Genomic DNA, 14,051 nt, shown 5'->3' with positions numbered 1-14,051 from the left:
CGTCCTTGTAGGGTCGCGCCATGTCTCTGCCTCAAGTCACCTTTTCCGATGATCAAGCCACCGCTTTCGACAACATTGCCGAGATGTTGCGCTCGGCCGGAGTTGATCTTGAGGATGACGCTCTGTTGAAACTTCCCGGAAACGGGAAATCGGGTGTCATGGCCGTGGTTGGCAAGGCGGGATCTGGTAAAACCCTTTTGCTGGCGGAACTTTACAAGGCTCTGGCCGAAACTGGAGTCAACCTGATCTCGGGCGATTTTGAAAGCCGCAAGTCCCGCGACAAACGCAGCCTTGCGATCCTTGCTCCGACGAACAAGGCAGCCAGTGTTTTAAGATTGCGTGGAGTGCCTGCAACGACAATCCACCGTATCCTTTATACACCCGTTTATGACCCGGAATATGAGCGGATTGCCGAATGGCTGGCGGGCAATGACGAACGACCCGAGATTGAAGGGTTGACCGACGAAGCGCTGGACCGGGCGGCGGCGTTTTATGCCAATAACAAATCCATTCCAGGCGCTCTGGCCGCTGCTGGTCTGCGTGGATCTGACTTTATTACTGGCTGGAAACGCCGCGATGAACCCCTCGATATTGGCTTTGTGGACGAAGCCTCGATGCTGGATGACCGGCAATTTGAAGATCTTAAAGAAATCTTCCCGACGCTGTTGCTGTTTGGTGATCCGGCGCAGTTGGCACCAGTCAATCAATCGGGCTCGATGGTTTTTGACGGGTTGCCAGAGCCGCGTAAGCAGATCTTGCATCGTGTACATAGGCAGACGGCTGATAACCCAATACTTGATCTAGCCCACGCTCTATCCGATCCCGCCATGGGCTTTGAGGATTTTGAGCGTCTGATTGAGGACACCGCCCACAAGGATGATCGCGTTGTCTGGGGTCAACGGGTCGAAGTCGATCTGATGGCGCGCAGCCCTGTTCTGGTTTGGCGCAACGCGACCCGCATCCGTTTGATACAGGCGTTCCGCAGCGTGCATGGTGCGCCGGAAACTGAGCTGCTGGAAGGTGAACCGCTGATCTGTGACGGCATTGAATTGCCATTGAAGCACCGCAAGAAACGGCTGGATCTTGAAGCGCGCGGGCTAATCAAAGGGGCACAGGTTATCTACCTTGGCCCTGGTCGCAAACCCGGGTTTTCGCGCTTACATGTAATGGGAGCTGAGGATCCGCAAGTCTCGGCTGCATCAATTGTGCAAATCGAAAAGCCTGATGAGGAAGAGCCGTTCATTCCCTTTGCCGCGCGGATGGGGGCGACGTTTCTGCACGGTGCTGCGGTGACAATTCACAAGGCGCAGGGCTCTCAATGGGACACCGTGCAGGTGTTTGCACCGGATATTTATGCCGCCGCGCGTATGGGACGGACCGAGGCGGGGCAGCCGCTTTGGAAGCGTCTTGCCTATGTGGCTATTACCCGTGCGCAGGAGCGATTGATCTGGGTGGTGCGGAACAGATTGTCAAAGCCAACACATCCCTTAAGGGTAGATGATCTGCGGGCCGTCGCGGTGCCGTCGCTGACATTGGAGTCGGAAGTGACATGAAGACAATCATCGTAACTGGCGCAAGTTCGGGCATTGGTCGCGCGACCGCCGAGTTGTTTCTGGCAGAAGGTTGGACAGTTGGTCTATTGGCCCGCAGCGCCGACACACTTGAAGCAATGGCGCAGGGCAGCGAAAAGGCGATTCCTTTGGTTGCCGATGTGACCGATGCAGAAGCGGTCACTCAAGCGTTCACCAACTTTGTAAAACAAACCGGCCGTCTGGATGCCCTGTTCAACAACGCCGGCATTTTTGCGCCGGGTGGCACGATTGATGAGATCGCGCTTGAAGATTGGTACAACTCGGTCAATGTGAATCTGAACGGGATGTTCCATTGCGCGCGCGCCGCGTTTGCCACGATGCGATCGCAGAAGCCGCAGGGCGGGCGGATCATCAACAATGGGTCTATCGCGGCCCATGTACCACGCCCGAATTCAGTGCACTACTCGGCAACAAAACATGCGATCACGGGCCTGACACGCAGCTTGTCGCTGGATGGGCGGGATTTTGGAATCGCCTGTGGGCAGATTGATATCGGCAACGCCCGCACGCCAATGGTGCAAGAGCTGGTCGAGAACGCCATCGCTGAAGGTCTTCAGCCCGATCCGACGATGGCTGTTGGCGATGCCGCCCGGTCTGTTTTGCATATGGCTCAGCTACCACTAGAAGCAAATGTACAGTTCATGACCGTGATGGCGACATCGATGCCCTATATCGGCCGCGGCTGAGCCTAGTTTTCGCGCAACAGTCGGAAAGCGGTCGATGCACCCCATCCAGCCGCAATTGCTATCGCCAGCGACATAAGCCCGTACCAGATCGGCTGTTCGCGGGACATGCTGTAGAGGAACCTTTCCAGCCCGACCTTGCGTACATCAATAGATGTTTCGAAAGTTGAAACAACCATACCACCCCGCGTCAGGAAAATGCGGGCGGCGTAGCTACCTTCTGTAAGGTCTGACGGCATTTCGATCGAAGTTCGGAACAGAGTTTGTTCGTCAACCGCCACAGTGTCTTCACGGATGGAATACAAGCCTTCATCCTCTCGGATGCGAATGACGGCTTCGGAAAAGTCCTGAGCGCCTTGAATATTCATATCGGCGCCCACCGAGCGGATCGCGCGTTCGATTGAAACCTTGTACCGCAGATCTTCGGTTTGGGTCAGTACTTCACTGAACGGGGCGCTCGTGGCTACGGCATAAAAACTAGGGGCCAGATCAACAACTAGGCTATCGGTGTTTACCCAGATGCCAAATCGCTTTTCCTTGCGCCGAACGGTGACGGGTTCGGATGGACCAGCGACCGCGACAACGACCTCAAGCGGGGGGCCTTCCGGTATGGGGGCTTCGCGTTTTACAGCTCCGAATACCAGAATCTCTGAGCCGTCGAAATTGGCCGTGATTGATACGCGATCCTGGCTCAATCCCAGAACAACTTGTTCTTCGGCGGCAAAAGCGGGCAGGCAAATCAGAGATAGAAGGACAATCAAACGCAACATCTTAGTGTCCTCCATCCGTGCCCAGCGAGTACAGCTCGGAAGGTTGTAGCAACAAATCAAGTGCCAGCTTGCCGCAGACGACAAGCACAAGCGCGGCAAGCAGAACACGCAGCTGCTCGGCTGGCATCCGGGCTCCGATAACAGTTCCCACCTGGGCTCCGACCACGCCACCGACCAGCAGCAGAACGGCCAGCACGACGTCAACCGTATAGTTGGTCGTAGCATGCAGCATGGTGGTAAAGGCGGTCACAAAGATGATCTGAAACAGCGAAGTCCCTACAACCACCTTGGTTGGCATGCCCAAAAGGTAGATCATCGCAGGCACCATAATAAACCCGCCGCCAACCCCCATGATGGCTGACAAGACACCGACGAACAGGCCAACGATCACTGGTGGAATGACCGAGATATACAGACCCGAAGTCCGGAAACGCATCTTGAACGGCATGGCATGAACCCATCCACGCTGGCGCCGCTTCGGAGGAGGTGTACCGCCTTTTCGGGTTTTGCGAATTGCATTCAGGCTTTCGACGAACATCAGGCTGCCGATGATGCCCAGAAAGATAACGTAACAAAGTTTGACCAGCAGATCGACCTGACCAAGACTTTTGAGATAATTAAAGACGACGACGCCCAATGCAGCACCTGCCAACCCCCCAACCAATAGGACTGTCCCCATTCTCAGATCAACGGTTCGGCGTCTGAAATGCGCCAGAACCCCTGAGAATGAAGAGGCAACAATTTGGTTGGCTTCGGTTGCAACGGCCACGGCGGGAGGAATGCCGATAAAGAACAGCAAAGGGGTCATCAGGAAACCGCCCCCAACGCCGAACATCCCCGACAAAATGCCGACCATTCCGCCCAGTCCCAACAACAGGAAGGCGTTTACGGAGACTTCGGCTATGGGCAGGTAAATATGCATGATACCGTCACGTTATTACTGGCGTTACCGGGCTTGGACCGGCCCGTTCTCTTGCGGTCGGGGTGGCTTGCGGGCAGAGCTTGCAACACGGCTAAACTCCTCCGGGTTCTGAGAGAGAAAAATAGTCAGGCGGCGTCAGGAGAAGGTCAAATCCGATTTTTGCAGCAACTGCAATGACCAAAAGAGCCAACAGAATGCGTAATTGCTCGGCCTTCAAACGTGCGCCGATTTGGGTGCCCAATTGTGCGCCCACAACCCCCCCGATCAAAAGAAGAACCGCAAGAAGCACATCGACGCTGTAGTTTGTCGAGGCATGTATCATCGTCGTGAACCCAGCCACAAATATGATCTGAAACAGGGATGTGCCGATCACGACTTTTGTGGGCATACCAAGGATATAGATCATCGCAGGCACCATGATAAACCCGCCGCCAACTCCCATGATCGCTGATAGGATACCAACGCCGAACCCGACCAGTGCGGGTGGGATCACTGAAATATAAAGGCTCGAAGCACGAAAGCGCATTTTGAAGGGTAACGCGTGGACCCATGTCCGTTGCCGGCGCTTGGCGACCGGGATACTTCCTGACTGCCTTGCGCGACGGATAGCGTTCAGGCTTTCGACAAACATCAAGCTGCCGATCACGCCTAAGAACACGACATAACAAAGCTGAACCGCCAGATCGACCTGGCCGAGATGTTTCAGAAAGTTGAAAACAACCATTCCCAGGGCCGCACCGAGCAGCCCTCCGCCAAGCAGGACGGTGCCCATCTCAAGGTCAACGGTCTTGCGTTTCAGGTGCGCCATCAGCCCAGAGAACGATGAGGCCACAACCTGATTGGCCGATGTGGCCACCGCCACAGCCGGGGGTATGCCGATGAAAAAAAGCATAGGGGTGATCAGGAACCCCCCGCCTACGCCAAACATACCGGACAAAACACCAACCAACCCGCCAATTCCAAGCAGCAGAAAAGGGTTGACCGAAACTTCGGCTATGGGGAGGTATACGTGCATACCCCCTTAGAACGGTTGCGACATACAAAATCAACTCTGTATGCCGCTCTGCAGCAAACAGGACTGAGGAGCAGTCCTGAACTGGCTCTATCAGCGTTCTTTGACGTAGGGTTCACCCCCCGCGCGTGGTGGAATGGCTTTGCCAACAAAACCTGCAAGAATCACCACGGTCAGAATGTAGGGCAGGGCGTCCATCACCTGGACCGGGATTACGACCCCACCCAGATCGATGTTCTGGAACCGCAGCGCAATCGCCTGCAACAACCCGAACAACAGGCAAGCCCACATCGCGTGCCAAGGGCGCCACTTTGCGAAGATTAGCGCGGCCAATGCGATGAAACCGCGACCCGCTGTCATTTCTTTTACAAATCCGGCTTGCAAGGCTGTCGCCAGATACGCACCGGCAATACCGCAGAGAATGCCGCAGATGGCCACGGCTGCAAATCGCAGACCAACGACCGAGACCCCGGCTGTGTCAACCGCCGCAGGATTTTCGCCTACCGCACGCAAGCGCAGCCCGAACCGAGTGCGGAACAAGATCCACCAGGTGAGTGGAACGAACAGGAACGCCACATACACGAGGATTGAATGGCCTGACAGCAGCTCGGAATATATCGGGCCGATGAATGGCACACCTTCCAGCGCTTTTGCGAAGGGGAAGTTGATCGGCTCAAACCGGCCGCCGCCAAACAGAGACGGAGTGCGTCCACCCTGTTGAAACCAGCTTTGCGCGATCAGAACCGTCATACCGGACGCGAGGAAATTGATGGCGACACCCGAGATCAGTTGATTGCCCCGAAACGTGATCGAAGCCAGTCCGTGCAGTGCTGACAAAACCAGAGACGCTCCGATCCCAGCCAGAAGCCCTAACCAGACCGAACCCGTTACTGCGGCGATAGCAGCCGAGAAGAAAGCCGCCATAAGCATCTTGCCTTCAAGCCCGATGTCAAAAATGCCGGCGCGTTCGGAATACAAACCCGCCAGACAAGCCAGCAACAGTGGCGTGGCCAGTCGAACTGTAGAATCGAGGACCTGAATGAGGGTAACGAAAAATTCCATCACTCTGCCCCCTTCCGAAAACTCAGGAAGATCTTTTCAAGCGGCATGCGCACCATATTATCGAGCGCACCGGTGAATAGGATGACCAGCGCCTGAATGACCACGATCAGTTCACGTGGGATCGACGTCCACAACGCCAATTCAGCGCCGCCCTGGTACAGAAATCCGAACAGGATCGCAGCAAGGAAAACGCCAAATGGATGGGAACGACCCATAAGAGCCACGGCGATCCCAATAAATCCGGCACCCTCGGTCGAATTGAGGACAAGTCGTTCTGCTTCGCCCATGACATTGTTGATAGCCATCATGCCTGCAAGGGCACCCGAGATCAGCATTGCGATGATCGTGATGCGCACGGGTGAGATACCGGCATAGACGGCTCCCGTTTCCGAATGGCCATAGGCGCGGATTTCGTATCCCAGTCGCGTGCGCCAGATGAGGGCCCAAACCACGATGCAGGCAAGTATCGCTACGAAGAACGAAATATTCGCGGGCGCCCCCCGGAATACGATGTTTTCAGCGCTTGAGAACATCGACTGGAATGTTGGCAAGTGTACTGCCTCGGGGAACCGGGCGGTCGCCGGGTCTTGCGACCCCTGCGGGCGCATCACATTGACCAGCATGTAGTTCAGGAAAGCAGCGGCGATGAAATTGAACATGATCGTGGTGATAACGATATGGCTGCCCCGCTTGGCTTGCAGATAGGCCGGGATTGCAGCCCAAGCTGCCCCAAAGATCATCGAAGCTGCGCAGGCAGCCAACAATGCAATGGTCCAATGCGGCCATGGGACTGATAGACAGACAATGGCAACGCCCAGTCCGCCCAACATGGCCTGCCCCTCACCACCGATATTGAACAGTCGCGCATGAAAGGCGACTGCAACCGCGAGACCGGTGAAGATGAAGTTTGTCGCGTAATAGAGCGTATAACCCCAGCCATAGGTTGAACCCAAGGCCCCTGTGACCATCAGGTTGACCGCCTCGATCGGGTTTTCCCCAATGGCCAGAATAACGATTGCCGAAAGGATTGTGGCCAACAGCAGGCTGATGATCGGGATCAGCACCACATCGGCCCATTTGGGCATTTTTTCCATGGTTCAGGCGGCCTCTCCTGCAACACCGGCCATCAGTAGGCCCAGTTCTTTTTCATCCGTCTCGGCGGGCAAACGCTCGCCCATGATATGTCCGTCAAACATCACGGCGATCCGGTCGGACAGCGAGAAGATCTCTTCCAGTTCGACCGAAACCAGCAGAATCGCCTTACCCTGATCACGCAGGGCAACGATCTGTTTATGAATGAATTCGATGGCACCGATATCCACACCGCGTGTGGGTTGGCCCACCAACAGAAGGTCCGGGTTCCGCTCAATCTCGCGCGCGACGACGATCTTCTGCTGGTTGCCACCCGAGAAACTTTTGGCGGTCAGCCAGCCATTGGGCGGGCGTACGTCGAATTTCTCAATCTTGGCTTCGGTGTCGGCGCGCAGTGCGGCATTGTCCATGAACAGCCCGCGCTTATACGCAGGATCGCGGTGATAGCCGAAGGCCACATTCTCCCACGCGTAAAAATCCATGATCAAGCCTTCGCGCTGGCGATCCTCGGGCACATGCGCGATGTGTTGCGCGCGCCGTGCCTGACCGTCCGAGCCGGGGCCGTGCAATGGCAGAGGTTCCCCGTTCAATTTGATTGATCCCTGTCCGGGACGCATCCCGCCCAGAACCTCCAGCAGTTCCGATTGCCCGTTTCCTGCAACGCCAGCAATCCCCACGATTTCACCTGCGCGAACAGTCAGGTCGATGCCTTTCACGCGCTCGACACCTGCCGAATCGGTGACGCTGAGCTTTTCGATCTCCAGAACCGGTTTGCCCGGTTGCGCGGGCACCTTGTCGACCTGGAGCAGAACTTTGCGGCCCACCATAAGTTCGGCCAATTCCTGTGGGTTGGTCTCAGCGGTTTTGACTGTCGCGGTCATCTCACCGCGGCGCATCACCGAGACGGTATCAGTATTTTCCATGATCTCGCGCAGCTTGTGCGTGATCACGATGATCGTTTTGCCCTCGGACCGCAGCCGGTCAAGTATGCGGAACAATTGATCCGCCTCGGCGGGGGTCAGCACTCCGGTCGGCTCGTCGAGAATTAAAATTTCTGCCTTGCGATAGAGCGCTTTGAGGATCTCAACCCGCTGCTGCATGCCAACGCCAATTTCGTCGATGCGCTTATCGGGGTCCACGAACAGTTCGTATTCTTCTTCAAGCTCTTTCAGCTCTTTGCGGGCTTTCGCCAATGATGGGGCCAGCAGTCCGCCATCCTCTGCACCCAGAACGATGTTTTCCAATACGGTGAAGTTTTCGACCAGTTTGAAATGCTGGAAAACCATCCCGATGCCTGCTGCAATCGCAGCCTGACTATCGGGGATGTCGGTCTTAGATCCGTTGATCCAGATCTCACCTTTGTCGGCCTTGTAGAAGCCGTAGAGAATGCTCATCAGCGTGGATTTGCCCGCACCGTTTTCTCCGATGATCCCATGGATCGTTCCGGGGGCTACGCTGATGGAAATGTCTTTGTTGGCCTGAACCGGCCCAAAGGCTTTGGAAATCCCTTTGAGCTCAATGGCGGGGACGGTCATGTCTTGTCCTCAATTGCCGAAAGGACCGCGATCAGTATCGCGGCAGAGTGCATTCGGGGCGAAGTTTGACCCTTCGCCCCGTGTGTTATCAGAACTGCAGTGCCGGGCAGCTGTCGTTCTCATAGTAGCTGACAACCGAAACATTGCCGTCGATGATGTCCTGACGAGCTTTGTCAACCGCAGCTTTCATATCGTCGGAAACCAGTGGCGCGTTGTTCTCGTCCATAGCATAGCCAACGCCATCTTCGGACAGGCCCATGACGAATACGCCGGTTTCGACGTCCTCACCCGCTTTCATCGCTTCATAAACGGCGACGTCAACGCGCTTGAGCATCGAAGTCAGAACTTTACCTGGGTGCAGGTGGTTCTGGTTGCTGTCAACGCCGATCGACAGGATGCCTTCGTCTGCGGCGGTCTGCAGAACACCAACGCCAGTGCCGCCAGCTGCGGCGTAAACCACGTCAGCACCTTGGCTGATTTGTGCTTTGGTTAGCTCAGAGCCTTTTACCGGGTCGTTCCACGCTGCCGGAGTTGTACCAGTCATGTTGGCAACAACATTGATGTCGGGATTCACGGCTTTGGCACCTTGTGCGTATCCGCAACCAAAGTGGCGGATAAGTGGCACGTCCATACCGCCGATGAAGCCGACAGTGCCGGTCTTCGATGCCATCGCTGCCATCATGCCAACTAGGTATGAGCCTTCATGCTCGGCAAAGCCAACCTGACGCAGGTTCGGGGCGTCCAGCCATGTCACGTCAACTACCACAAAGGTTGTGTCAGGGTAGTCAGCTGCAACCGCGGCCAGCGGGTCAGCCATGCCAAAGCCCATGGTGATGATCGGGTTCGAGCCGGCTTCGGCGAAACGACGCAGGGCCTGTTCGCGCTGTGCTTCGGACTGCATCTCAATCTCGCGGTATGTACCGCCCGTTTCTTCGGCCCAGCGAGACGCGCCGTTATGGGCCGCTTCGTTGAATGACTTGTCGAACTTACCGCCCAGATCAAAGATCAGGGCCGGTTCTGCAAGGGCTGCGCCTGCCGTCAGTGCAACCGCAGCGGCTGCGCCCATCAAAGATTTCATAAGGGTCATTTGTTACTCCCGTTGGCTATTATCGGTCCGGGGCTGAATCCCCCGATACCCACTCAGAGCGAGCATACATGTTGTGATGGCGGGAATTGAAGCTGTTTGCAACAGCTTCGGTCAATAGAAATTTGACCATATGGTCTAAAAAAGTGATTAATTGCCGTGAAAACGACATTCCATGACGATTGCGTCGACGTTTGGACCGTTCTCGCGCAGGTAATAGCGCTTGCGTATGCCGCATGCTTCGTATCCACATGCTTGGTAAAGAGCGATTGCCGCGTCATTGTCCGAGGCAACATCCAGAAACGCCCGCGAAGCCCCAGCCTGATCCGCGTAGGCGTGGAATTCTACCATTATCTTTCGCGCCAATCCCTTCCTTTGGTGATCTGGATGGGTTGCTATCGTCAGTAGTTCCGCTTCGTCGGCAATCACCTGAACCAACGCAAATGATCTTGTGTCCCCAATTGCATGGATGAAGCGATTTGCCAAAAGCTCGGCAAACTCATCTGCAACCCAAGGGCGGCTCTGATGGAACGCGGCGGCATGGATATGAGCCATTTCCTGTGGCGTCATTCGTCAAGCAAGACCGGAGGTACGTCGCGCGAAGGCGCGGCATCTGCAGGGCGAACATATAAAGGTGCGGGTGGAGTGGGCGTCGAGGCCAAACGCCGCGACGCCAATCGAGCAATAGTGCGAACCTGCCGATCAGGCTGATCGCAAAGATATAGTCTGCCCAATGATTCTGCGTCGTGTCGCGCGACCAGTCGCGCTTCTGCTCCATCTGGCATCAAATAAACTTGGTCGCGAGGAGCGGGAATCGCAGGTAAGTGGCCTTTGGGGGCCAACTCGGCCAAGGCATCGAAGCCCGATACACCGACTGCGGGAACGTCCAGACCAAGCGCCAGTCCTCGGGCAGCCGAGACCGAGATTCGAATCCCGGTGAAGTTTCCGGGGCCAACCCCGACACCAATCGCGTCCAGATCTCGCCAGTTGCATTCGTTCTCTTCCAACAACTCTTCCAGTAAAGGCATCAACCTCTCAGCCTGCCCGCGCGACATGGGCTCAACGCAGGACGCAACAATCACACCGTTTTGCAACAAAGCGGCCGCGCAATGCGCGGCCGATGTGTCGAATGCCAGGATGGTTGGATCAGATCGCAACGGGGCGAACCTCGATCACTTCCGGGATGTAATGCCGTAGCAGGTTTTCGATACCCATTTTCAGAGTGATCGTGGAGGATGGACATCCCGCACAGGCCCCTTGCATGTGAAGATAAACAATCCCCTTGTCGAAGCCATGGAATGTTATGTCGCCGCCATCTTGTGCCACGGCAGGCCGCACACGGCTGTCCAATAAGTCTTTGATTTGGTGTACAATTTCAGCGTCTTCGCCGGTATGTTCGGCGTGCCCTGCGCCTGCATCAACGTTTGCGCCCATGACGGGCTGACCGGATTGGTAATGCTCCATTACAGCGCCAAGGATGGCGGGTTTGATGTGATCCCATTGGACATCATCGGATTTTGTCACCGTGACAAAATCATTGCCAAAGAACACTCCTGTCACACCCGCGACGCCAAAGATACGAGTGGCGAGCGGAGATTTCTCGGCCGCCTCAGCGTTTGGAAAATCTGCAGTACCCGCTTCCAGAACCGTCTGACCGGGCAAAAACTTCAGAGTTGCCGGGTTGGGCGTGGATTCAGTTTGGATAAACATGGCGCGGCTCCGTTTAAGGTGTATCTGATATGCGCGTCCGGACGGGGGAAGTCAAGATTTGGAATCGTTCTAAATTGATGCGGCAAAGGAAATCGCGTCATCCAATCGGTCGTCACCCCAGAACAATTCATCTTTGGCGATAAAGCTTGGTGCGCCGAAGATGTGCAGAGCCATGGCCCGAGTGACCTGTTCGAACAGCGCGGATTTGATCTGGGGGCTACCAATCTGTTCCATCACATCTTGCGAAACGCCTGAACTGGCAAGGCATTCCGCCAGAACCTTGAGGTCCGAGATGTCTTGTCCCGCTCCGAATTGTGCAGAATAGACGGCGCGTACAAATGCACCACGTTGATTAGTTGATCCAATTGCCAATGCCAGACGCGCCGCGTGCAGGCTGTTTTGTGGAAAATTTTTGGGCTGCTGAAATGGTAGATCGCGCGCTGCACAAAGCCGTTCCATATCCCGCCACATGTACCGGCCCTTTGCGGGATACAGATTGAACGGCGAGTTGTTCCATCCCTGTTCAGCAAAGATCGGGCCCAGAAGAAATGGGTGCCATTCCACGGCGACTTTCTTTTCTGCGGCCGCCTGTTGGATGCGCATAGCGCTGAGATAGGAATAGGTCGACGCGAAATCGAACCAAAATAGCAATGTTGCTGGCATGAAGAGCCTCAGGTGATGGCTTCCAGCTTTTCCTTGCTTAAGTCGCCGGGCACAATAGTGACCGGAATAGGCAGACTGCCAGAGTTCCGGGTTAGCTGGGTTACCAATGGTCCGGGGCCCTTCTTGTCAGTGCCAGCGCCCAGCACCAACACGCCAATTTCAGAGTCGGACTGGACGTGTTCGATGATTTGAGGAACCGGGTCGCCTTCGCGAATGGCCAATTCGGGCTCGACACCCTGCTTGTCACGCATCCATTTGGCGAACACTTCGAAATGCGCGTGAATACGCTCGCGTGCTTCTTCACGCATCACCTCAGCGACGCCGATCCAATGGTTGAATTCATCCGGCGGAATTACCGAAAGAACCGTAACCCCACCGCCAGTATGGGCCGCGCGCATTGCGGCAAAGCGCATGGCGTTCAGGCATTCACGGCTGTCGTCCAGAACGACTAGGAACTTGCGCATGTTTGTCCTCGTTTGTTTTCGGGATCATGCCCCACAGGATGCGCAGAGGCAACTGAAACGGGCAGGGAGTCGATCAGCGATTGCTCGCAGCCCAATCCCAGTACATCTCGCGTGCGCGACGAGCAATTGGACCCACCTGATACTGGGTGTCATCCAGCGCGGTGATTGGGGTCACTTTGCTCATGTTACCGGTCATGAACACTTCGTCAGCATCGTGAAAGTCCTCAAAGCTCAGCACAGATTCATGCACTTTCACCCCATCGGCGCGCAGATTCTTGATGTGTCGCGCCCGGGTGATGCCGGCAAGGAATGTTCCATTGGGAATCGGGGTGAAAACTTCTCCATCGCGAACCATGAAAATATTGGCGGTCGCGGTTTCCGCCACGTGCCCCATCGCATCGGCAACCAACGCGTTCGAGAAACCTTTGCTACGCGCCTCCTGCAACATCCGGGCGTTGTTCGGATAGAGGCAGCCCGCTTTGGCGTTAACCACGGCAGATTCCAGAACGGGGCGACGGAAGCGGGTTGTCGTCAGCGTGGCCGAGGCGGATTCGGGCGCCATCGGGATTTCTTCCAGGCAAATGGCGAAGCCAGTGCTGTCTTCCTGGGGGATGATTGCGGTTGGGTCTCCGTCGATGCCCCAATACATAGGACGAATGTAAACTGCAGTATCTGTTGGATAACTTTGTAGCCCCTCCTGAACCAGTTCGACCATCTGTTCCGTAGTCACCGAAGGCGTTAGCATCAGAGCTTCGGCCGAGCGATTGACCCGAGCGCAATGGGCATCGAGATCCGGGGTCATTCCATCAAAGAAGCGGGCGCCGTCAAATACAGAGGAGCCAAGCCATGCGCCATGGTCGGCTGCGCGCATGATCGGGGCGTCCGCATCATGCCATTGACCTTCGAAATAGGTGCGGATGTTTTTGCCGACTGCCATTGCGCCCTCCCTCAAGCTTCGGGAAACCTAGGTTGGGGCCGAGGCAAGGTCCAGCAGATTATCCGCGTTACAGAGGCAGCGACTCACGTTTGACCATGGTGCGCAAGGCAAAGTTTGAACGCAGATTTCTGATGCCTTGTATTTTCATCAGTCGGTTTTCTAAGAAGGCGTCAAATGCGTTGAGGTCTTTGGCCACGACGCGCAGCAAGATGTCACGCGAGCCTGTCATGAGATAGCACTCCATCACCTCATCACACCGCCGAATTGCCTTTTCAAAGGAATCGATGGCGCTGCGATCCTGTTTCTCCAACTCGACAGAGACAAAAATCGTAACGCCGAAGCCAAGCTGCTCGGGGTCTACCTGAGCGGCGTACCCGGTGATAATCCCATCTCGTTGCAATCGATCCAAGCGCCGGGCGCAAGGTGTCGGGGACAGCCCGACATGGTCTGCCAGATCGATAACAGTCATGCGGCCATCATTCTGGAGGGCACGGATTATCTTGGAGTCGATGTCATCCATAGTGA

General features: G+C 55.8%; 16 protein-coding genes. 2 read left to right on the top strand and 14 right to left on the bottom strand.

What is annotated here, in order from left to right; genetic code table 11:
• Window positions 1-20: 20 nt before the first annotated feature.
• Together ACR0IU_RS13365 and ACR0IU_RS13360 are read left to right on the top strand one after the other, a co-directional pair.
• Entirely contained in the window at window positions 21-1,553 is a 1,533-nt protein-coding gene (locus ACR0IU_RS13365; protein WP_480716593.1) for an ATP-dependent DNA helicase, read from the top strand.
• Entirely contained in the window at window positions 1,550-2,278 is a 729-nt protein-coding gene (locus ACR0IU_RS13360; RefSeq protein WP_480716592.1) for an SDR family oxidoreductase, read from the top strand. The genes ACR0IU_RS13365 and ACR0IU_RS13360 overlap by 4 nt, the downstream gene beginning before the upstream one ends.
• 2 nt (window positions 2,279-2,280) lie before the next feature.
• On the opposite strand, the gene ACR0IU_RS13355 is transcribed toward ACR0IU_RS13360, so the two are convergent.
• From ACR0IU_RS13355 to ACR0IU_RS13290, 14 genes are all read right to left on the bottom strand, one after another.
• Window positions 2,281-3,045 (bottom strand): TIGR02186 family protein, encoded by a 765-nt coding sequence (locus tag ACR0IU_RS13355; protein WP_010442850.1) that lies wholly within the window; start codon window positions 3,043-3,045, stop codon window positions 2,281-2,283.
• Between the two features lies 1 nt (window position 3,046).
• The gene (locus tag ACR0IU_RS13350) at window positions 3,047-3,967 is read right to left on the bottom strand and encodes a sulfite exporter TauE/SafE family protein (RefSeq protein ID WP_010442851.1); all 921 of its coding nucleotides are present in this window, start codon (window positions 3,965-3,967) and stop codon (window positions 3,047-3,049) included.
• A gap of 91 nt (window positions 3,968-4,058) precedes the next feature.
• Window positions 4,059-4,982 carry a sulfite exporter TauE/SafE family protein gene (locus ACR0IU_RS13345; protein ID WP_480716591.1) on the bottom strand — a complete coding sequence of 308 codons (924 nt, stop codon included), beginning with the start codon at window positions 4,980-4,982 and terminating at the stop codon, window positions 4,059-4,061.
• A gap of 90 nt (window positions 4,983-5,072) precedes the next feature.
• The gene (locus tag ACR0IU_RS13340; RefSeq protein WP_480716590.1) at window positions 5,073-6,041 is read right to left on the bottom strand and encodes an ABC transporter permease; all 969 of its coding nucleotides are present in this window, start codon (window positions 6,039-6,041) and stop codon (window positions 5,073-5,075) included.
• Entirely contained in the window at window positions 6,041-7,135 is a 1,095-nt protein-coding gene (locus tag ACR0IU_RS13335; protein ID WP_170544552.1) for an ABC transporter permease, read from the bottom strand. The genes ACR0IU_RS13340 and ACR0IU_RS13335 overlap by 1 nt, the downstream gene beginning before the upstream one ends.
• 3 nt (window positions 7,136-7,138) lie before the next feature.
• Window positions 7,139-8,668, bottom strand: a complete 1,530-nt coding sequence (locus ACR0IU_RS13330; RefSeq protein ID WP_170474311.1) for an ABC transporter ATP-binding protein — start codon at window positions 8,666-8,668, stop codon at window positions 7,139-7,141.
• Between the two features lie 88 nt (window positions 8,669-8,756).
• Complete coding sequence (locus tag ACR0IU_RS13325) at window positions 8,757-9,755, bottom strand: BMP family lipoprotein (protein ID WP_010442856.1); 999 nt, start codon at window positions 9,753-9,755, stop codon at window positions 8,757-8,759.
• A 147-nt stretch (window positions 9,756-9,902) separates the two neighbouring features.
• Window positions 9,903-10,307, bottom strand: a complete 405-nt coding sequence (locus ACR0IU_RS13320; RefSeq protein WP_480716589.1) for a GNAT family N-acetyltransferase — start codon at window positions 10,305-10,307, stop codon at window positions 9,903-9,905.
• A gap of 11 nt (window positions 10,308-10,318) precedes the next feature.
• On the bottom strand, window positions 10,319-10,909 hold the full coding sequence (gene tsaB, locus ACR0IU_RS13315; protein ID WP_480716588.1) for a tRNA (adenosine(37)-N6)-threonylcarbamoyltransferase complex dimerization subunit type 1 TsaB: 591 nt from the start codon (window positions 10,907-10,909) through the stop codon (window positions 10,319-10,321).
• Window positions 10,899-11,462 (bottom strand): NifU family protein, encoded by a 564-nt coding sequence (locus ACR0IU_RS13310; protein ID WP_170474317.1) that lies wholly within the window; start codon window positions 11,460-11,462, stop codon window positions 10,899-10,901. The genes tsaB and ACR0IU_RS13310 overlap by 11 nt, the downstream gene beginning before the upstream one ends.
• Before the next feature lie 69 nt (window positions 11,463-11,531).
• Window positions 11,532-12,125 carry a DsbA family protein gene (locus ACR0IU_RS13305; RefSeq protein ID WP_480716587.1) on the bottom strand — a complete coding sequence of 198 codons (594 nt, stop codon included), beginning with the start codon at window positions 12,123-12,125 and terminating at the stop codon, window positions 11,532-11,534.
• Window positions 12,126-12,133: 8 nt separating this feature from the next.
• Window positions 12,134-12,589 carry a universal stress protein gene (locus tag ACR0IU_RS13300; RefSeq protein ID WP_010442861.1) on the bottom strand — a complete coding sequence of 152 codons (456 nt, stop codon included), beginning with the start codon at window positions 12,587-12,589 and terminating at the stop codon, window positions 12,134-12,136.
• 73 nt (window positions 12,590-12,662) lie between these two features.
• Complete coding sequence (locus ACR0IU_RS13295) at window positions 12,663-13,526, bottom strand: branched-chain amino acid aminotransferase (protein ID WP_480716586.1); 864 nt, start codon at window positions 13,524-13,526, stop codon at window positions 12,663-12,665.
• 67 nt (window positions 13,527-13,593) lie between these two features.
• Window positions 13,594-14,046, bottom strand: coding sequence for an Lrp/AsnC family transcriptional regulator (locus ACR0IU_RS13290; RefSeq protein ID WP_010442863.1), 453 nt, complete (start codon window positions 14,044-14,046; stop codon window positions 13,594-13,596).
• Window positions 14,047-14,051: the final 5 nt, after the last annotated feature.

The organism is Ruegeria sp. CL5, from assembly GCF_056536485.1.
This window is presented reverse-complemented; position numbering and strand designations above follow the sequence as displayed.